Origin of the sequence: Blochmannia endosymbiont of Camponotus (Colobopsis) obliquus (genome assembly GCF_000973545.1) — a bacterium.
GTDB lineage: Bacteria > Pseudomonadota > Gammaproteobacteria > Enterobacterales > Enterobacteriaceae > Blochmanniella.
In genome coordinates this window covers 592,311-613,525 of sequence record NZ_CP010049.1, presented here as the reverse complement: position 1 = coordinate 613,525, position 21,215 = coordinate 592,311, and the positions used below count along the sequence as shown (strand labels likewise).

The window sequence follows — 21,215 nt, the reverse complement described above, 5'->3', positions numbered from 1 at the left end:
TATGGAAGTAATTTCTTAGGATTAAATTACAATTTTAGATCGTGATCTAAAAAATTATTAATTAAATTGTTTAAGTCTTTTGTTGTTGGAACGCATAGTGCTTCTTTTGCCAAGGATTTTGCGTCGCTGAGTTTTGTTGTACGGATAATTTTTTTTATTTTAAGTATAGATGTGGCATTCATGCTAAATTTATCTAGTCCCATGCCTAGCAGTAATGATGTATTTCTTTCATCTCCTGCCATTTCTCCACACATACTTGTCCATTTACCTTCTTGATGAGCAGCATCTATTACTTGTTTAATTAATAAGAGTATGGCTGGTGATAAAGGTTGATAAAGGTGAGAAATTAATTTGTTTCCTCTATCTATAGCTAAAGTATATTGAATTAAGTCGTTTGTACCAATACTGAAAAAATCAACTTCTTTAGCTAAATAATGAGCAATTGTTGCTGCAGCTGGTGTTTCTATCATGACACCAGTTTCAATGTTTTCATCGAAATTCTTTTTTTCTTTGCGTAATTGAATTTTTATCAAATCTAATTCTGTTTTTAGGGCGCGTACTTCTTCTATTGAAATGATCATAGGATACATGATTTGTAATTTGCCGAAAGCAGAAGCACGTAGAATGGCACGTAATTGTGTATGTAATATTTCTTTACGATCTAAAATAATACGAATTGCCCTCCATCCTAAAAATGGATTGTCTTCTTTTGGTAATTTCATATAAGGTAAATTTTTATCTCCTCCTATATCTAAAATACGTATAGTAACTCCGTCTATAAAAATTGATTCTGCTATGGTTTTATAATTTTGAAATTGTTCTTCTTCACTAGGTAATGAAGAGCGATTCATAAACAAAAATTCGGTTCTGTATAATCCAATTCCCTTTGCACCATTATTCTTGGCATGTGTGATATCATTTATTGTTCCGATATTAGCAGATATTTCTACTTGATATCCATCTAAGGTAATAGCTGGAAGATTTTTTAATTTAATGAGTTCTTTTTGTTCAAAAGAATATTGTTTTTTTAGTATTTTTAATTTTTTAATAATTGTAGTTTTTGGATTGATATAAATTTCATTATGGATTGCATTTAAAATTAAAAAATCATTATTACAAACTTTTTTAGTTATATTTCCAGTGCCTACAATCGCAGGTAATTCTAGAGATCGTGCCATAATTGAGGTATGAGAAGTGATTCCACCATCATCGGTAATGAATCCTAATATATTGTTTAAGTCAAGTTGTACTGTTTCGGAAGGTTTTAAATCGGTGGTTACAAGAATTATTTTTTTATTAAGATTGTTTAAATTAACAATTGGTATATTAAGAACATTTCGTAGTAAGCGATTACCAATATCACGTACATCGGTAGCGCGTTCTTTTAGATATTCATCGTTAAGTTGTTCTAAAGCTCGCGCTTGAGTTTCAATTACTGAATTAATAGCTGCTTCAGCTGTAATAAGATCTTCTTTGATGAGTGTTATAATATCTTGTTCGAGTTCTTTATCTTCTAACAACATTATATGACCTTCAAATATTGCTTCTTTTTTTTTACCAAAAGTTTTGCCAGCTTTATTTTTAATTTTTTTTAGTTGTTGAGAAGTTTTTGTGCGTCCGTTGAGGAAACGATGTATTTCATTGTCAATATCATTAATAGCAATTTTTTTTTGATTAATGAATATTTTTTCTTTTTTTATTACTAATGCTTTACCGAAAGCAATACCAGGTGATACTGAGATTCCTGAAATCATAATTTTGCCTTGTTTGTGTAATATATTTTATTTATATAATGTTATTATTATGCCTTAATTGAGTTCTGTTATTAATTTTACTAAATATTTAACAGCTTCTTGTTCATCTTCTCCTGTAGCAGTGATATTAATTATAGAACCTTGTGTTAAGCCAAGAGTTTGTATTTTAAATAAGCTTTTTGCATTCGCGCTTTTTCCGTTAGAAGAAATGATAATTTCAGAGATAAAACTTTTTGCTTTTTTAACAAATTGTACAGCTGGACGTGTATGTAATCCGTTAGGAGTAGTGATTATAACTTTTTGTTGGTACATTTTTTCCTCTATATTTTGAAATATGAATTTTAATGTTTTTATTATCTTGTATGTAAGATATATAATATCTTTGACATGTTTGTATGAGTTATGGATAAAAACAGTATATTCTGTTAGTAAAATGTAGATATACAAAAAGTCGCATTATAACATATATGATGTATGCTATTCAATAATAACTGATACCTTCTTTATTAAGAAGATAAAATAAAGGTTTAATAAATATTAAAATCTTATTAAGATGTTATATTATTCTAGATTATGAAATAGTTCTGTGCTGAAGTAACGTTCAGCGGCAGAAGGTAATATGGTTACAATATTTTTATTGGCATAGTTTTTGTTTTGTTGTAATTTTATTGCTGAAGCTATAGCAGCGCCTGATGATAATCCAGCTAAGATTCCTTCTTTCTTCATTAAAAGTTTAGCAGTATTAATAGCTTCATCGTCACTTATTGTTATTACGTGATCTATAAGAGATAGGTCAAGATTTTTTGGAATAAATCCTGCACCAATGCCTTGGATTTTATGTATTCCAGGTTGAATTTTTTTTCCAGATAATTTTTGAGTAATGACTGGAGAATTAGTCGGTTCTACTGCTATAATAGTTATTTTTTTTTCATTGTGATTTTTTTTAAAAAATCTACTTACACCGGTTATCGTTCCTCCTGTACCAACACCAGCAATAAATATGTCTATGTGTCCGTTGATATCTTTCCATATTTCAGGACCTGTTGTTATTTCATGAATTTCTGGATTTGCTGGATTATTAAATTGTTGCAGCATTAAATAACGTTTAGGATTTTTATTAATTATTTCTTCAGCTTTAGCAATAGATCCTTTCATTCCTTTTTCTCCTGCTGTAAGAATTAAATTTGCTCCCAATATTTTTAGTAATTTTCGTCTTTCTTGACTCATACTATTTGGCATGATAAGTGTTAGTTTGTAGTTTCGTGCAGCTGCAACATAAGCTAATGCAATGCCGGTATTGCCACTAGTTGGTTCTATTAATTCAATTTCTGGTTTTAGTAAATTATTTTTTTCTGCGTCCCAAATCATATTAGCACCAATACGACATTTAACGCTAAAGCTAGGGTTACGTGATTCTATTTTTGCGAATATATGACCATTTCCGATGTTATTTAAGCGAACTAATGGTGTTTTACCTATTGTCATAGAATTATCTTTATAAATATTTTTCATAATTTTATTCCTTTGAATTTTAGTGTTATTTTTTATTTAGAAATTTTTTATATTTATTGTTTTGGTATATTTTATTTCTTTATAAAATTTTGAATGATTTTATGTTGTTTAGATCATTTTTAATGATTAATTTGGTTTATTTAGTAGTGTTTTTATTATTTTGTGTTATTTTGTAAATATATATTTTTGTTATTTTAAACAAGTATATCATTATATGGAATATGATATAATAGAATTGTTGTAGTTTTATAGAAGTTATATTTCGATTGATTATTTTAATTGTTTTACAGGAATTTTAGTATAATTTATTTTGCGTTATTTTAAAGGTGAGATTAAGTATGCTTTGATCATTTGTTTTTACATATTTTTAGTAAAGTATAATTGTATGGTTTATTAATTTTATTACGTTTTGAAGCATTTTCTTAAAAACTGAAGATCAATATAAATAAGGTAAAACTTTTATAATTATTTTTTTAATTTTATTGTATCATGTTTTGTTATGTCATTTAGGATGTAAAGAAAATGTAGGTGTTTTTTTATACTTTGTATGTTTTATTTGCATTTTTAAGATTTTTATATAAATGATAGTTGTTATATTATAAAATGTATTTTTTTATTTGTATTGATTTTGTTTGTGTATTTTGATTTTAAATATAATTTAAATATAAAGATTTGTAATACGTGTCATTTAGCGTTGATTATCTTTCAGAATATTATTTTTTGGGGCGTTTATTTATTTTGAATGAGTTTCTTTATGAATGGTTATTTTATATGAATTTCAATAAAGAATATATTGATTGGTTGCGTAAATTATTACTTCGTTGGAATTATTTTTACTACATAAATAATAATCCAGAAGTATCTGATGTAGTATATGATAATACTATGAAAGAGTTGTGTGATTTAGAAAATAAATATTTGGGTTGTGTTTCTGTACGATCACCTACCCAATTAATTGGGGGAACATTAAATACCACTTTTAAAAAACTACGTCATTTATCACCAATGTTATCATTGGATAATATTTTTGAAAAATCTGAATTTTTGTCATTTGATAAACGATTACGTGTAATGTTAGTTGATGAAGTTAGGATATCTTATTGTTGTGAATTAAAGTTAGATGGATTAGCAGTGAATCTTGTGTATAAAAATGGAGTATTTGTATCTGCGGCTACTCGTGGAGATGGTATTTACGGTGAAGATATTACTTCGAATGTACGTACAATTTCTACTATACCGTCTAAGTTTAAAATAACTAATAATATTTCATTTCCTGATATTTTGGAAATCAGAGGTGAGGTGTTCATGTTAGATATAGATTTTATCGCATTAAATGAATATCTTATAAAACAAGGTAAAAAAAGCTTTTCTAATTCAAGAAATGCTGCATCTGGATCTTTGCGTCAACTTAATTCTGCAATTACTGCCAAAAGACAATTATCTTTTTTTTGCTATGGCTTTGGTTGTGTGCAAGGAGGTAATTTTCCTAAGCAGCATTGGGATCGTTTACAGTATTGTAAATTTTTAGGCATGCCTGTTAGTGATTATACTCGTCTTTGTCAAAATAGTGGTGAAGTATTGCAATATTATAATGATGTACAAAAGATGCGTTCTGTTTTAGGTTTTAGAATTGATGGCGTTGTAATTAAAGTAAATGATATATCTTTACAAAAAAAATTAGGATATTCGTTTAAGGCACCTCGTTGGGCTATCGCTTGTAAGTTTCCTAGCAAACAAAAAATATCTAAATTATATAGTGTAGATTTTCAAGTTGGTCGCACTGGAATTTTAACTCCTGTTGCTAGAATTGAGCAAGTATTATTATCTGGTGTTAAAATAAGTAATGTAAGTTTATATAATATCAACGAGATTCAACGTCTTGATTTGATGATTGGCGATATAGTAGTTATTTGCAGGATAGGTGATGTAATCCCACGAATTATAGAGGTTGTTAAATCTTATCGAAAGTTTAATGTAGTGCAACCAATTAAGTTTCCTAATTATTGTCCGGTATGTAATACTAAAATTTATAGGGTAGTTCAGCAAGCTGTATTACGATGTCATGCAGGTTTATTTTGTAGTGCTCAACGCAAAAGGTCTATACAACATTTTGCTGCTCGTAAAGCCATGAATATTGTTGGTTTAGGAAGTAGTTTAATAGATCAATTAATTGAAAATCGTTTAGTTTATACGCCTGCTGATTTGTTTTATCTTAATGAAAGTCAGTTGCTTAATTTAAATAATGTAGGAATAAAAGTTGTAAGTAATTTATTACGTTCTTTAAATAGGGCGAAATGTACTACTTTTTCTCGTTTTTTGTATTCTTTGGGTATATATAAAGTTGGAATAGTTCATGCTATTAATTTAGCAATTTTTTATGGTACTATGGACAGATTGGTTAATGCTGATATTGCATCTTTGATGCGTGTACAGAATATTGGTCGAGTTGTTGCTGGTTATGTATATCGTTTTTTTAGAGAGCAATATAATTTAAAAATAGTTAAAGAATTACTTAGTTCTTCTATTGGTATTTATTGGTTAGAAGTTGCTCCTTTATCTTTACATACAAATAATATCCATAGTGTATTTTTTGGTAAAAATATAGTTTTTACAGGATCTTTAAGTATTTGTTCGCGCCGTGATGTTGAGGATAAATTGTTATTATTTGGAGCTCAAATTCATAATAATATTTCTAGTAAAACTGATTTATTAATTGTTGGTCAATCTGCGGGTTCTAAGTTACAAAAAGCTATACAAATGAATATTAAAATCATGGAAGAGATGGAATTGTTAAATTTATTAAAAATTAATTAAATTTATTTATATTTGGTAAAGATAGTAATATTTTATATCTTTGTGCATAACAAATATTTAAGTTAGTTAAATAATATTAGTAGTATTTCATATTTATTTTTATTTTTATTATTTATATTTTTTATTTTATGAGCTTTTAAGGTTATTTTATTAAGAAATGGTAAAATGGGTCGTACAGGATTCGAACCTGTGACCAATTGATTAAAAGTCAACTGCTCTACCTTCTGAGCTAACGACCCGGCTGTAGTTATGAGTGGAAATATTGTTGTTGCATGTTTAGCTTTTTAGTTATAGGTGATGGCGGATTTGAACCGCCTACCCCCTCCTTGTAAGGGAGGTGCTCTCCCAAATTGAGCTAATCACCTATTTTGTTTTAAAAATTGCATTATATTAATTCATAAAAATGAGTCAATATTTTTTAAAAAATATTCAAAACTAATATTTTATTTTATTCATTAATTAAATAATATTGCTATCCTACCATTGTAACATATTTTATTATATTTATAATAATAAACAATAATTACTGATAATAAAATTGTTATTTATGAAAATAGTAAGGACTCGTTTTGCACCTAGTCCCACTGGAAATTTACATATTGGTAGTATGCGTACAGCTCTTTATGCTTGGTTATTTGCTAAACAACAAAATGGCAAATTTGTTCTTCGTATAGATGATACTGATGTAGAACGTTCTACTAAAAAAAATGTTAATTTTATTATTAAAACCATGGATTGGTTAAATATTGACTGGGATGAAGGTCCATATTTTCAATCAAAAAGATTCGATCGTTATAATACCGTTATAGATAATATGCTTGTTGAAGGTAAAGCTTATAAGTGTTTTTGTTCAAGAGACCGATTAGAAGTTTTGCGTAAAATGCAAATAGATAAGGGACTCAAACCTAGATATGATGGTTACTGTAGATATTTGAAGCAAACTAAGAATAGTTTAATAAATAAATCTTATGTTGTTCGTTTTTGTAATCCATCCAATGGACAAGTAGTATTTTATGATCAAATTAGAGGTTTAATAATATTTGATAATCGTGAGCTAGATGATTTAATTATTCGTCGTAGTGATGGGGTTCCTACATATAATTTTTGTGTAGTAGTAGATGATATTGATATGAAAATTACACATGTAATACGTGGTGAGGACCATATAAATAATACTCCACGTCAGATTAATATTTTTAAAGCGTTAAATGCATGGATACCGGTATATGCTCATGTATCTATGGTATTTGATGTGTATGGTAGGAAACTTTCTAAAAGACATAGTGGTTTAGATATTATTCAATATTGGAATAGTGGGTTTTTACCAGAGGCGATGTTAAATTATTTAGTTAGGTTGGGATGGTCTTATGGTGATCAAGAAATTTTTAATGTTAATCAGATGAAAAAATATTTTAGTTTTAATTCTGTAAGTAAATCACCAAGTATTTTTGATATAAAGAAGTTGATTTGGTTAAATCATTACTATATTAAGAATTTGCCTGTTAGTTATGTTGCTTCGCGCTTAAGATATTATTTGGATAAACAGGGAATTAATATTAGCAATGGTCCTAAATTAATTGATATAGTAAGGTTATTTAGTTCACGTTGTAAAACTTTGAAAGATATGGCTGTTGCTTGTCATTATTGTTATCAAGATTTTTCTTTGTTTAATAATAAAATGGCAGAAAAATATTTATGTCTAGATGCAGCTCAGCCGTTAATTTTTGTTTGTAAACAACTAATTTCATTAACTACTTGGGATAAAAATACAATTAATGAAGTTCTTATTGAGACAATTAGTATATTAAAAATACAAAAAAGCAAATTGGGCATGCCATTAAGAGTAGCTATTACTGGGTCTAATCAATCACCTGATTTGACTAGCATTATATATATAATAGGTCGATTTCGTTCATTAAAGCGAATTCATATAGCTCTACATTATATTTTAAGTTGTAAGTAATTTTGGTTTAGTGTATTCATTTATTTAAAATAAGTATTGAGTTAATATATTGAAATTATAAATAATACGTGTGTTTGTATTATTTGTATAATTTTTTAATATTGTTAGTTTTATAATATTTCTTAACACAAATGATTTTGAGATACAAATAAGATAGCATCAGACTATATTATAGATGATTTTTTTAATAATTGTTTGATGTTAAATGTTTGTTTAATCTTTTTATTATAGAAAGTTTTCTTAAATTAATTTAGGTTTAGTATATTTAGTAAATACTAGTAGACGAGTTGTGTTTTTTCTTGTAATGAATTAGCTCATGCTATAAAGTTTAGTTATATATAAATTATATAATAAATGAAAATTGTTTTTAAACACGTAGAGTATTTTTAAAGGAGTTCTTTGTTTATAGTAAAATTTTTACTAAAATTGTTATTGCTATAAATTTAAAGAACATATTGATTGCATTCTTTTATATGAAGGTCATATATATGTTTAATAATAAGAATGTTAATCCTATTAAGGATCATTCTGTAAGTAAAATTAAATTTACATTGCTTGGTCCGGCTTTTATAGCTGCAATAGGTTATATTGATCCAGGTAATTTTGCTACAAATATTCAGGCAGGTGCTAGTTTTGGTTATCAGTTGTTATGGGTTGTAGTGTGGGCTAATTTGATGGCCATGCTTATTCAGTTATTATCTGCTAAATTGGGAATTGCTACTGGTAAAAATTTAGCAGAGCATATTCGTGATCATTTTCCAAAACCAGCGGTGTGGATATATTGGATACAGGCAGAAATTATCGCTATGGCGACTGATTTAGCAGAATTTATTGGTGCTGCTATAGGTTTTAAAATATTATTTGATGTTTCTTTATTACAAGGTGCATTGTTAACAGGATTTATTACTTTTTTAATTTTAATGTTACAAAGTAATAGAATAAGATTTTTAGAATTAATTGTTGGAGGATTGTTATTATTTGTAGCATTTTCTTATGTAGTGGAATTATGTTATTCTCAACCCGAATTGAAAATTTTGGGCAAAGGTATGTTGTTGCCAATATTACCTAATGGTGATGCAATATTTCTTGCAGCTGGAGTATTGGGTGCTACCATTATGCCACATGTTATTTATTTACATTCTTCTCTGACTCAAAATAATTACCTAAATGAGACTCGTGCTAATCGTTATTCTTCTACAAAATTAGATGTAGCAGTAGCAATGACAATTGCTGGATTTGTCAATTTATCTATGATGGCTACTGCAGCAGCTGTGTTTCATTTTAGCGGGCATACTGGTATTACCGATTTAGATGACGCTTATCTTACTTTATCTCCCTTATTAAACCATACTGCTGCTACAGTTTTTGGATTAAGTTTAGCTGCAGCCGGTTTATCTTCAACAGTAGTGGGGACTATGGCTGGACAAGTTGTTATGCAAGGTTTCGTGCATTTTAACATACCGTTATTATTACGTCGTGTTATTACTATGTTGCCTTCATTTATGGTAATTTTATTTGGTATTAATCCAACTCATATTTTGGTTACTAGTCAGGTATTGCTTAGTTTTGGAATTGCGTTAGCATTAGTGCCATTATTAATATTTACTGGTAATGTTCGTTTAATGGATGATATGGTTAATTCTTCATTTATTAAAGTTTTGGGCTGGTCAATTACAATTATAGTTGTTATCTTAAATATTTATTTGTTAATTGGGACTATTATAGATTATCAAATATTATAATGGGTTATTTAATATTTCAAAATAGTATTCATTTATTGTTGATTCTTTTGTTATAAGGAATATATTTAGCTAATTATTTAACATTTTTTTAATTTTATATGTTTTATTTAATTTGTTTAAATATTTTGTCTTCGACAGGAATTGAACCTGTAATTAGCTCTTAGGAGGAGCTTGTTATATCCATTTTAACTACGAAGACATATTATATATTAATGATTATAATTTTAGAATATTAATATTTTTTATTAAGTTGTGTTGTTTAGCAATTAAATTTTTAAAAGTATTTTTATGAATATATATTAATATTCAATTATATACGAAATTGTTCATATTTTAAAAAAATATATTAACAAATACATGGCGTCGTACAATTTATTTCTATTAGATAATTGTGTATGATATACAATATTGTAATAATAATAATTATTTTTTTGATATTTTGTAATATTAATGCATTTATAATAAGTATATTCGAATTGTTATTACAGGGTTTTGTGATTAATACAATATATCATATAAATATTGAGAAATATCAAGAATATAAAGATATAATTAATATTATATAATTGTTTTAGTTGTTTTTTATGTTTTAAAAATATGATATATATTATACAATTACGTATACAATTTAATTATAGTTAAATGAATATTATTGTGTATTAATATTATAAATAATAAAAATTTTAGATTTTATTTGTTTTTTATTAAGTGATAGATAACATTGAGTAATTATATTAATTTATGCTGTTATATTTTATTTATAGGCGTATTTTAATTTTGATTATATTTTGTGTGTTTGTGTATTATTTTAATTTTCCACATTGAGCTTGTTGTCGTAATAGATGGTCCATTAAGACAATAGCTGTCATTGCTTCTGCAATAGGTACTGCACGGATACCGACACATGGATCATGCCGACCTTGTGTTATTATTGTTGCGGGTTGGTTGGAACTGGTAATAGTTTTTCCAGGTATTGTAATACTAGAAGTTGGTTTAAATGCCAAATGCAAGATTATTGGTTGTCCCGTACTGATACCACCAAGAATACCGCCAGCATGATTGCTTAAAAAACCACTAGGGCTAATTTCGTCACGATTTTCGTTACCAAATTTACTAATTACTGAAAAACCATCTCCAATTTCTACTCCTTTTACCGCATTTATACTCATTAATGCATGGGCTAAGTCAGCATCAAGTTTATCAAATACTGGCTCTCCTAATCCTGCAGGTATATTTTCTGCTATAATAGTAATTTTAGCTCCTATTGAGTTCCCGTTTTTTCTTAATTGACGTATTAATGTATTTAATGCATCTAATTGTGTAGGATCTGGACAAAAGAATTGATTTTGTTGAATGTGTTCCCAATCATGTAATTTACAAACAATATTACCCATTTGAGATAAAAATCCGCGTATTTTTGTATTAAATTTTTCAGTAAGATATTTTTTTGCAATAGCTCCAGCAGCTACTCGCATTGTTGTTTCACGAGCTGATGCACGTCCACCTCCACGATAATCTCTGTGACCATATTTTTTTTCATAGCTATAATCAGCATGACCAGGTCGATAAAGATTTTTAATTATATTATAATCCTGCGAACGATGATCTATATTTTTAATTAGTAAACCTATGCTAGTGCCCGTTGTGATATTATTAAATACTCCTGATAATATTTGAACTTCATCTGGTTCAACTCTTTTGGTTGTATAACGGGAAAAACCTGGACGTCTTTTATTTAGTTCATGTTGTAGGTCTTCGTTTTTTAAAGTAATTCCTGGTGGAACTCCATCAATAATAGCGCCTAAAGCTGTTCCATGTGATTCACCAAAGGTCGTAACTCGGAAAAATTGACCAATGCTATTTCCAGCCATTTTATATCCTTAAATTTTATTTGTTAAAAATGTATTTAGATGTTTTTGATTATCAAGATTAATATTTATTTTAACAAAATTTTTTTATTTATCATTCAATATTATGATTATTTAATTGTTTTTTAGTAAGTAAAAAGACACCTTCACCACCATTCTTCAAAGGTATCCAGTAGAATGGAATGTGTGGATATAATTTTTTTAACTGTTCTTTATTTTTACCTACTTCGCAAATTAATACTCCATTTTTGTTAAGATATTTTGAAGAATCGGTGAGGATGCGACGGATTATTTGTAATCCGTCGCATCCTCCTGTTAAAGATAAGAGAGGTTCAATTCGAAATTCTTTTGGTAAATAATTAATCTCATTTCTTTTTACATAAGGTGGATTAGTGATAATAAGGTCATATTTTATTTTTGGTATGTCATTGAATAAGTTTGAATATATAGGGATTACTCGTTTTTGCATGTTATGTATTTGAATATTTATTTCTGCTATTTGTAGTGCTTTTTTAGAGATATCTACTGCATCAACTTTTATTTTGGGATAAACAGTAGCAATTGCGATAGCAATGCATCCACTTCCTGTACACAAATCTAAAACATGAGAAGGTTGATGAGGTAATAGATTACAAAAATTATTATTAATAATTTCTCCTATTGGAGATCTAGGTATAAAAACACGTCTATCTATGTAGAATTTTAATTTACAGAACCAGGATTGATTGGTTAAGTAGGGTACCGGAATACGTGTTTTAATGCGTTGTATGATTTTTTTGACTAATCTTATTTTTTCTTTTTGTGTTAAATGAGATTGGTATATTTCTGGTGGCACATTAATAGGTAAATTTAAAGTGGGTAAAATTAAATTTAATGCTTCATCCCACGCATTATCAGTGCCGTGTCCATAAACAATCGTTGAATTATTAAATTGACTTACAGTCCAACGTAGTAAATCTACTATTGTAGATAAGTTTGTTATATCACGTAATACATTTTTTTGTATGTTTATGTTGTTGTTTTTAATTTTGGTAAATTTATATATTTTTACTTGTTGTTTGATATTATGCGACGTTTTGGTATTTGACATGTTAATTGTATTTTGTGTTGACTGGTATATGTTTTAAAAATGACAAAAATTGGTAAAGTTATCACTAAAATAATATTAAAAGATTTATTTAGATTTTTGAAGTTTGTTATATTCTGATTAAATATTTACCATATTTCATTTTTTCATGAAATATTTCATGTTCAGTTTTTGTTATGTACGCTCTATTAATATAGTGAAATTTTAATATTAATAAATTCTATAATCGAAAGGTAGATGTTGTGTGCAATATTATATGTTTTGATTTAAATATTAATTTATTGTATAGTATACTACTATGTTTTTTATAATGTTAAAAACAAAGTATATCAAAAAAAGATAGTTTATTGTAAAATTTATAGGATTTTGTTAAATTAGATTCTTTAAATTAAAAGGCATTGTGAAATGAAACGAGCAGTGATTACTGGTTTGGGTATCTTGTCAAGTATAGGTAATAATAAAGAAGAAGTTTTAACTTCTTTACAACAAGGTCGATCTGGAATCACTTTTTCTCAAGAACTAAAAGATTCTGGTATGCGTAGTCAAGTGTGGGGAAATATAAAGCTTGATACGTCAGGGTTAATTGATAGAAAGTTTATGCGTTTTATGAGTGATGCATCTATTTATGCTTATTTATCTATGGAACAAGCAATAGGTGATTCTGGACTAACTCGTGATGATATTGTTAATGATGATATTGGTCTTATTGTTGGCTCTGGTGGTGGTTCTCCGCGTAATCAAGTATTAGGTTCAGATGGTATGCGTTCTCGCGGTTTACGAGGAGTCGGTCCTTATATGGTAACTAAAGCTATGGCATCTGGTATATCAGCATGTTTAGCAACTTCTTTTAAGATTAGAGGTGTTAGTTATTCCATCAGTTCAGCATGTTCCACTTCCGCTCATTGCATTGGTAATGCTGTGGAGTTAATTCAGTTTGGTAAACAAGTTATTATATTTGCTGGAGGTGGAGAGGAATTGTGTTGGGAGATGGCTTGTGAATTTGATGCTATGGGTGCATTATCTACTAAATATAATAATGTACCAGAAAAAGCATCACGTACTTACGATGTTAATCGTGATGGTTTTGTTATTGCTGGAGGTGGAGGAATTATTGTTATTGAGGAATTAGAACATGCATTAAATAGAGGTGCTTATATTTATGCAGAAATTATTGGTTATGGTGCAACTTCAGATGGATTAGACATGGTGGCTCCATCTGGAGAAGGAGCTGTTAGATGTATGAAAATGGCATTAAAAGGTATAAATTCTTCTATTGATTATCTTAATACTCATGGTACGTCGACACAAATAGGAGATATAAAAGAACTGTGGGCTGTTCGTAAAACTTTTTCTAAAGGAGAATTACCTGCTATTTCATCTACTAAGTCTATGACTGGTCATTCTTTAGGTGCAGCTGGAGTACATGAGGTGATTTTTACTTTGTTAATGTTGGAATATGGATTTATTGCTCCTAGTATTAATATAGATGAATTGGATATTCAGGCGAAAGATATGCAAATTGTTACTGCCCCTACTTCGTGCACATTACACACAGTTATGACGAATAGTTTTGGTTTTGGTGGGACTAATGTGACTTTGGTTATGCGTAAATTTTAGTCATTTAATTGATTTTTTTATAAATTAATGTTTAAAAAATTATGTCGAAATTGTGTTTGTTGTTTAAAATGTGAATTTATTATTGTAAAAATTGTTTTGCATATTTATGTTTTTACATATTTTATATTGTTAGATAAGAAACTGGTTCTTAGTATTGTTTGTTTTTTAATATTGTATGTTATTGAATTATTTATTAGGGATAATATTGTTTATTCGTGTAAATAAAATACATGTATGTTTTTTTGAGACATAATTTTTCAAAGAGAATTTTTTTATGTTTTATGTATTTTGTTTTATGTTCTATAGCAAAATTAATAAAATTATTTGATTATTTAAATGTTTAATGATGATCTTTAGTAACAGAAAAGATAATGAAAATTTTAATTGATAAAAATTTGTTATATATTAGGCATATCTTTACTCAATTGGGTTTTTATTATTTTTCTTGTAGATGGTTATAATATTCCAATTCATAAATTAAAATCTGTTGATATTGTGATAGTACGTTCAGTGACTTAAGTAGATTATAGTTTACTTCATGGTACTAATGTGAAATTTGTTGGTTCTGCTGCTTCTGATATGGATCCATCTTGATCAAAGTTATTTAGTAAAATCTGGTATTGCATTTGTTAACGTTTCTGGTTGTAATGCAAGATCAGTGGTTGAGTATGTTTTTCTGCATTATTTCTGTTGGCAAAGCGGCATATTTTTTTTTACGTGACAAAATTATTGGTATAATTGGTTTGGGTAATATTGGTGAACTTCTTTATAAATTTTTGAAATTATTTGGTATAGAGACATTATTGTGTGATTTTCTGTTACAGGAATCCGGAGTGAATGAAAATTGGTAATCACTAGAGAGATTAGTAATGGAAGCAGATATATTATTTTCATGTTCCTTTAAAATATAGCGAGACTTATTCTACTTGGCATATGATAAATAATGAATTATTATCTGCTTTGCTAAGTAATCGTATTTTAATTAACACTTGTCGTGGTGGGGTGGTTAACAATAATATATTATTACAAGCATGACGAAAAGGTAAAAAGATAAATGTAGTTTTAGATGTTTGGAAAGGTGAACTATTAATATCGTTAGCGTTATTAACTTATGTGGATATTGGCACCTCTCATATAGCCGGTGCTAGTATCGAGGGGAAAATTAATACTGCACAACGAATATTTAATGCTTGTATTAATTTTTTCATTAAAAACAAAATAATTTAAATTTTTTAAATCTTAAAAAAATGTATCATATGCAATTACATAATAAGTTGGATGCAAAAGTTTTGTATGGTTTGTGCATTCTATATATAATATTTATTATGATGACGTTTTATTACGATGTATTGCAGGGGAAATAGGTCGGTTTGAATATTTTCGTAAATTTTATTTTTCTTGTTGAGAATGGTCTTCATTAAATGTACGCACTAATATTACTACTGATATGTATATATTAATGAAATTAGGTTTTGGAAAATATTATTTTAAATAAAGATGCTTATTATTAAAGGGTATTTTTTTTGTATTTTTAAATACAGGTGAGTTAATAATTAGATGTTTATGTTATTTTTGAGAACGACGTTGTGTTCGATATGGGAAAAATTTTCTTGTGGCAATTAAGATAGTTTTATGTATCGAATATGATGGCTCTAATTACCATGGTTGGCAACGTCAACCATGTTTACCTAGTGTGCAACAAAGTTTAGAGGAAGCTTTATCTCAAATAGCTTCAGAAAAAATAGTAGTCGTTTGTGCTGGACGAACTGATGCAAAAGTGCATGCAGTAGGACAAGTTGTACACTTTGAAACAACGTCATGTCGTCCAAAGTCTGCTTGGACGTTAGGAGTTAATAGTTATTTGCCATCAAATATTGTTGTGCATTGGAGTGCTATAGTAAATCAAGATTTTCATGCCAGGTTTAGTGCATTGTCAAGGCGTTATTATTACATTATTTATAATCATGATATTCGACCTGCAATTTTGCATAAAAAAGTTACTCATTGTCAAAAATTTTTAGATGTCGATAAAATGTTTACATCTGCACAATGTTTATTAGGAGAAAATGATTTTAATTCGTTTCGTAGTATGCATTGTCAATCTCGTTCTTCTTTGCGTAATTTGTATCATTTATATATATTGAAAAAAAAGAAATATATTATAATAGACATTGAAGCGAATGCTTTTATGCATCATATGGTACGAAAGATAGTAGGGAGTTTGATGGAGGTTGGTTTTGGTCATCGACCTGTAAATTGGATTGCTGAATTATTATATACACGCGATCGATCATTATTGAGCACAATTATTGCACCGCCAGACGGTTTGTATTTATTTTCTGTTAAATATGCCACGATGTTTAATTTTCCTTTGGAAAAAGATACAACCATTTCGTTTATGGAATAAAGTTCTATTTTGTGTAATTAATTTATCTTATTAATAATTAATTATTAATTGCGATATTGCCGCGTTGGTAAATTGTGTTGTTTATAGTATTGTATTTTTTAATTTAGCTTTTCTTGAGTACACATAGTAAGTTATAAGGAATTGTTATTTTTTTATAAAAAATTATTGATTATTTTATAAATAATTATTTTTTTATAAATTAGTATGTAAGTGTATATTTTATATGAGGCAATGATACTATGAGTTGGATTGAACGTATTTTAAAGAAAAGAAATATTATACTGACACGCAAAGCAAATATTCCTGAGGGAGTTTGGACAAAATGTAAAAATTGTAAACAAGTGTTATATCGCGCAGAATTAACAAAGAATTTAGAAGTATGTCCAAAATGTGATTGTCATATGTATATATCTGCAAGGGCAAGATTATTGTCTTTTCTTGACAAAGAAAATGTATGTGAAATAGGTAAAGAATTGGAATCAAAAGATTTTTTAAAATTTAAAGATTTAAAAAAGTATAAAGATCGATTATTTTCTGCTCAAAAACTTACTAATGAGAGGGAAGCTTTAATTGTTATGCAAGGAACGTTGTATGGTATGAAGGTAGTTGTGACTTCATTTGAATTTTTTTTTATTGGTGGTTCAATGTCATCAGCAGTAGGTGCTCGGTTTGTGTGTGCTGTTAGTCAAGCATTAGATAGTGAATGTCCTTTAATTTGTTTTTCTGCTAGTGGAGGTGCTCGTATGCAAGAAGCATTAATTTCATTAATGCAGATGGCTAAGATTAGTGCTGCTCTAGCTAAACTACGTGATCAATGTCTGCCTTATATTTCGGTATTAACAAATCCTACTATGGGAGGGGTATCCGCTAGTTTAGCAATGTTAGGTGATGTGAATATTGCTGAACCTAAAGCTTTAATAGGGTTTGCAGGTCCACGCATTATTGAACAAACGGTACGTGAAACATTGCCTGATAAATTTCAGCGCAGTGAATTTTTATTAGACAGAGGCGCAATCGATATAATTATTCGCCGCCCGGAATTAAGATTACGTCTTGCAGGATTGTTAGCTAAATTAATAAATAAGCCCCAGCCTTATGACTAAAGTTAATATTATTAAGACTAATGAATGGTTATTTTTATATAAAATAGTATTTGATTTATTATAATGAATAAAAAATTTTTTTTACCAGATACTACATCATCATTGTTACAATGGCTAAATTATATTAGTACTTTGCATTATAAGAATATCGATTTGAATTTAGATAGAGTACTTACTGTAGCTACGAGATTAAATCTTTTGTGTAGTAATATAACGACAAGAAGTATTATACTTGTAGGAGGAACTAATGGTAAAGGAACAACTTGTTATTTATTAGAAAATATTTTACTTTCCAGTGGCTTCAGAGTTGGTCTTTATACATCTCCTCACTTATTAACTTATACTGAAAGAATTCGTGTTCAAGGAAAAGAATTGCCTGATATTATCCATATTGAAGTTATGGCATTAATTGAAGAAGCGCGTGGTTCAATATCTTTAAGTTATTTTGAATTTGCTACTTTATCAGCATTATATTTGTTTAAACAATCACAGTTAGAAATAATAATTTTAGAGGTTGGTTTGGGTGGTCGTTTAGATGCGACTAATATTGTCGATCCTGATGTTTCTGTAATCACTAACATAGCGCTCGATCATACTGACTTGTTAGGGATAGATATTAGAAGCATAGCTAGAGAAAAATCCGGTATTTTACGTTATAATAAGCCCGCAGTAATTGGTGAAAAGTTACAATCTGTTATTTTAGATATCATTGCACAACGTCATGCTTTACTTTTTATTAAAGAACGTGACTGGTGGTATCGTGTAGAAAAGAAAACTTGGCATTGGTGGACGAATAATTATATATTAAAATCATTGTTGTTACCTCATATTCCATTAAATAATGCAGCTACTGCAATTGCTGCAATTAGATGTTTACCGTTGTCAATATCTCAAAAAGCAATACAACAAGGATTAAATAATACAATTGTATTGGGTCGTTTTCAGATTATTAATCGACAACCACTTGTAATTTTAGATGTGGCTCATAATCCTCATGCAGCTAAATACTTAGCCAAGCGTTTAATTGCTGTTCATTTCACAGGTAAATTAAGAGCGGTTGTAGGTATGTTATCACATAAAAATATTACTAAGACATTAAGTTATTTGTTGCATTTAGTAGATATTTGGTATTGTGCATCAATAGATACTACTTTAGGGGCTTGCGCGGAAGAGTTGGCTATGAAGATTGATAGTAATATGATTTTTCAGTTTAAAGATGTTGTTAGTGCATGGAATCAAGTTATAGAGGATGCTGATGTTGAAGATTGTATTTTGGTGTTTGGTTCGTTTTATACAGTATCTCCAGTCTTGAAATTGGTATGTTCTAAGCATATAGAAAGATGCTAAAGGATCAAAGTTTTGTATTTTATGATTATTGTATAATACATTATTTTAATGAATGAGATTTTTGATAGTTATGTTTTTGTTATGCAATATGCATATATTTTGTTTTGTTGTTGTTTTTGTGACAACTATTATATGATTGAATAATATTATTTTTATGTTAAGATGATAATTATGTTCATTGTATATGATTTGTAGTGATTATCGTTTGTTCATGATTGTTATAGATAGATATCGGTTTGTTTTATATTGTTATAGTTTTATATCATTACATGTCACTAATAAAATAGGTAGTGAGTATTTATAAAAATTAGTAAAATAATTATATATATTTAAAATTTAGGATGTTTTGATAAAAATTGTATTTTTATATGACATAAGTTTTTAAATAAATTATAATTTTCTGTTGTGTATAAATTATAGATAGCATTGTTATTCTTATCTGTAATTATTCGTTTTATTATAATAAATTGGGTATTAATATTTTTTAAATTAAGTAGTTAATTTTTTATATTTGTTATACAGATATAATTAGATAAAAATTATTATGATTAATGTATTTCAATATTAATATATATGCAAGAAGGTATTTTGATATTGTAAAAATATGTGCAGATAGATACAATGCATATTAAAATTTAAGTGTTATAATGAGAGTATTTTTTATGCAAAGTAATTGGGGTTGGGTTATTTTTTTTATTGGTTCAATCAGTATTTGTTTGGTGATGTTATTTTTTGGTTTTTTATTAGGTGAACGATCTTTACAGCGTGAAGATGATACACCTTTTGAATCTGGTATAGCTTCTGTTGGAAGCGCTAGGTTAAATTTTTCTGTTCAGTTTTATTTGATATCTGCAATTTTTGTAATTTTTGATGCAGAAAGTTTGTATCTTTATGCATGGTCTACCGTGGTTCGTGAAGCGGGATGGCTTGGTTTTATTGAATCAACTGTTTTTATTTTTGTTTTATTTGTAAGTTTAATTTATTTGTTTAATTTTGGCATTTTTAATTGGGTAAGAAAACACCCATTATCATGTTTAGGTAACTAAAAATTATTGTTTTTTTGTATGTATATATTTTTTACATATTAAGTTAATATAAATATACAAAGCATAAATATACAAAGTATAATTGACGAGTAAAAATAAATATTTTATATTTTGTCTTCTGTTGTTAATATTTAACTATGTTATGAAGATTAATAATAGGTGCCGTAAGTTATGGATTATTCTATTACACGTGTAACGTCAAAAAAGAGTGATGATTTTGATTTTTCTAAAAAATCAAGTGTTAAAATAAATAATTTAGAAGAAAATATTAAAAATAATGTCTATTTTAGTAAGTTAGCGGATTTGTTACATAAAATAGTTAATTGGGGACGAAGTAATTCAATATGGCCTTATAATTTTGGATTATCTTGTTGTTATGTGGAAATGGTGACGGCTTTTACTTCTGTACATGATGTAGCTCGTTTTGGTTCTGAGGTAATTAGAGCTTCTCCTAGACAATCGGATTTAATGGTTATAGCTGGCACTCCATTTATTAAAATGGCTCCTGTTATTAAAAAATTATATAATCAAATGTTAGAACCTAAGTGGGTAATTGCGATGGGGGCATGTGCTAGCTCTGGTGGAATGTATGATATTTATTCAGTGGTGCAGGGTGTAGATAAAATTATACCCGTGGATATTTATGTACCTGGATGTCCTCCTCGCCCGGAATCTTATATTCAAGCATTGCTACTTTTAAAAAAATATATCAAAAGTGAACGTCGTCCGTTATCTTGGGTCATAGGTAAACAAAATGTATATCGTATGCATATAAAATCTGAACGTGAAAGAAAACATAGTGAACGTATTTCTGTAATTAATTTACAATCTCCTGATAATATTTAAAAATATTAGGTGGTATATAGGGTAGAGAGTAAGGTAATTAATTGAATAGATGATTAATTATGAGTGCGATTGTTATTGATTAGGTTTTCTTTGTAAGATTTTTGTTTTG

Annotated in this window: 17 protein-coding genes and 2 tRNA genes; 12 read left to right on the top strand and 7 right to left on the bottom strand. The window is 28.1% G+C overall.

All coding sequences use genetic code 11. From position 1 onward, the window contains the following. Positions 1 to 26: 26 nt before the first annotated feature. From ptsI to cysK, 3 genes are all read right to left on the bottom strand, one after another. On the bottom strand, positions 27 to 1,754 hold the full coding sequence (ptsI, locus tag BOBLI757_RS02565) for a phosphoenolpyruvate-protein phosphotransferase PtsI (protein WP_046305183.1): 1,728 nt from the start codon (positions 1,752 to 1,754) through the stop codon (positions 27 to 29). 54 nt (positions 1,755 to 1,808) lie between these two features. After that, positions 1,809 to 2,066, bottom strand: a complete 258-nt coding sequence (locus tag BOBLI757_RS02560; protein WP_046305182.1) for an HPr family phosphocarrier protein — start codon at positions 2,064 to 2,066, stop codon at positions 1,809 to 1,811. Between the two features lie 249 nt (positions 2,067 to 2,315). Beyond that, positions 2,316 to 3,266: a cysteine synthase A gene (cysK, locus tag BOBLI757_RS02555; protein WP_046305181.1), complete on the bottom strand. Its 951-nt coding sequence runs from the start codon at positions 3,264 to 3,266 to the stop codon at positions 2,316 to 2,318. A gap of 681 nt (positions 3,267 to 3,947) precedes the next feature. On the opposite strand from cysK, the gene ligA reads away from it, so the two are divergent. Then, positions 3,948 to 6,080: an NAD-dependent DNA ligase LigA gene (ligA, locus tag BOBLI757_RS02550; RefSeq protein ID WP_238954648.1), complete on the top strand. Its 2,133-nt coding sequence runs from the start codon at positions 3,948 to 3,950 to the stop codon at positions 6,078 to 6,080. Between the two features lie 166 nt (positions 6,081 to 6,246). Here the strand turns inward: ligA and BOBLI757_RS02545 are convergent. Both BOBLI757_RS02545 and BOBLI757_RS02540 read right to left on the bottom strand, forming a co-directional pair. Beyond that, positions 6,247 to 6,319 (bottom strand) — tRNA-Lys (locus tag BOBLI757_RS02545). Between the two features lie 52 nt (positions 6,320 to 6,371). After that, a tRNA-Val gene (locus tag BOBLI757_RS02540) sits at positions 6,372 to 6,445 on the bottom strand. Positions 6,446 to 6,627: 182 nt separating this feature from the next. Between BOBLI757_RS02540 and gltX the strand changes: the two genes are divergently transcribed. Beyond that, positions 6,628 to 8,043, top strand: coding sequence for a glutamate--tRNA ligase (gene gltX / locus BOBLI757_RS02535; protein WP_046305178.1), 1,416 nt, complete (start codon positions 6,628 to 6,630; stop codon positions 8,041 to 8,043). 488 nt (positions 8,044 to 8,531) lie between these two features. Next, positions 8,532 to 9,785, top strand: coding sequence for an Nramp family divalent metal transporter (locus tag BOBLI757_RS02530; protein WP_046305465.1), 1,254 nt, complete (start codon positions 8,532 to 8,534; stop codon positions 9,783 to 9,785). Between the two features lie 803 nt (positions 9,786 to 10,588). On the opposite strand, the gene aroC is transcribed toward BOBLI757_RS02530, so the two are convergent. Next, complete coding sequence (gene aroC / locus BOBLI757_RS02525; RefSeq protein WP_046305176.1) at positions 10,589 to 11,656, bottom strand: chorismate synthase; 1,068 nt, start codon at positions 11,654 to 11,656, stop codon at positions 10,589 to 10,591. Positions 11,657 to 11,747: 91 nt separating this feature from the next. After that, complete coding sequence (gene prmB, locus BOBLI757_RS02520; RefSeq protein ID WP_144406194.1) at positions 11,748 to 12,743, bottom strand: 50S ribosomal protein L3 N(5)-glutamine methyltransferase; 996 nt, start codon at positions 12,741 to 12,743, stop codon at positions 11,748 to 11,750. Between the two features lie 402 nt (positions 12,744 to 13,145). Here prmB and fabB point away from each other — a divergent pair, with 402 nt between their 5' ends. The 9 genes from fabB to BOBLI757_RS02485 all read left to right on the top strand — a co-directional run bounded on the left by fabB (position 13,146) and on the right by BOBLI757_RS02485 (position 21,106). Next, complete coding sequence (gene fabB / locus BOBLI757_RS02515) at positions 13,146 to 14,357, top strand: beta-ketoacyl-ACP synthase I (protein ID WP_046305174.1); 1,212 nt, start codon at positions 13,146 to 13,148, stop codon at positions 14,355 to 14,357. Positions 14,358 to 14,741: 384 nt separating this feature from the next. Then, positions 14,742 to 14,876: a hypothetical protein gene (locus BOBLI757_RS03380; RefSeq protein ID WP_275040024.1), complete on the top strand. Its 135-nt coding sequence runs from the start codon at positions 14,742 to 14,744 to the stop codon at positions 14,874 to 14,876. A 128-nt stretch (positions 14,877 to 15,004) separates the two neighbouring features. Further along, positions 15,005 to 15,208 carry a hypothetical protein gene (locus BOBLI757_RS03365; protein WP_052712351.1) on the top strand — a complete coding sequence of 68 codons (204 nt, stop codon included), beginning with the start codon at positions 15,005 to 15,007 and terminating at the stop codon, positions 15,206 to 15,208. Positions 15,209 to 15,290: 82 nt separating this feature from the next. Continuing rightward, positions 15,291 to 15,392, top strand: a complete 102-nt coding sequence (locus tag BOBLI757_RS03375) for an NAD(P)-dependent oxidoreductase (RefSeq protein ID WP_275040023.1) — start codon at positions 15,291 to 15,293, stop codon at positions 15,390 to 15,392. 577 nt (positions 15,393 to 15,969) lie between these two features. After that, positions 15,970 to 16,764, top strand: coding sequence for a tRNA pseudouridine(38-40) synthase TruA (gene truA / locus BOBLI757_RS02505; RefSeq protein ID WP_046305172.1), 795 nt, complete (start codon positions 15,970 to 15,972; stop codon positions 16,762 to 16,764). A gap of 239 nt (positions 16,765 to 17,003) precedes the next feature. Continuing rightward, positions 17,004 to 17,867 (top strand): acetyl-CoA carboxylase, carboxyltransferase subunit beta, encoded by an 864-nt coding sequence (accD, locus tag BOBLI757_RS02500; RefSeq protein ID WP_046305171.1) that lies wholly within the window; start codon positions 17,004 to 17,006, stop codon positions 17,865 to 17,867. 63 nt (positions 17,868 to 17,930) lie between these two features. Beyond that, positions 17,931 to 19,214 carry a bifunctional tetrahydrofolate synthase/dihydrofolate synthase gene (gene folC / locus BOBLI757_RS02495; RefSeq protein ID WP_046305169.1) on the top strand — a complete coding sequence of 428 codons (1,284 nt, stop codon included), beginning with the start codon at positions 17,931 to 17,933 and terminating at the stop codon, positions 19,212 to 19,214. 647 nt (positions 19,215 to 19,861) lie between these two features. Continuing rightward, positions 19,862 to 20,260: an NADH-quinone oxidoreductase subunit A gene (ndhC, locus tag BOBLI757_RS02490; protein ID WP_046305166.1), complete on the top strand. Its 399-nt coding sequence runs from the start codon at positions 19,862 to 19,864 to the stop codon at positions 20,258 to 20,260. Between the two features lie 171 nt (positions 20,261 to 20,431). Next, positions 20,432 to 21,106 carry a NuoB/complex I 20 kDa subunit family protein gene (locus BOBLI757_RS02485; protein ID WP_046305164.1) on the top strand — a complete coding sequence of 225 codons (675 nt, stop codon included), beginning with the start codon at positions 20,432 to 20,434 and terminating at the stop codon, positions 21,104 to 21,106. The last annotated feature ends 109 nt before the right edge of the window (positions 21,107 to 21,215 follow it).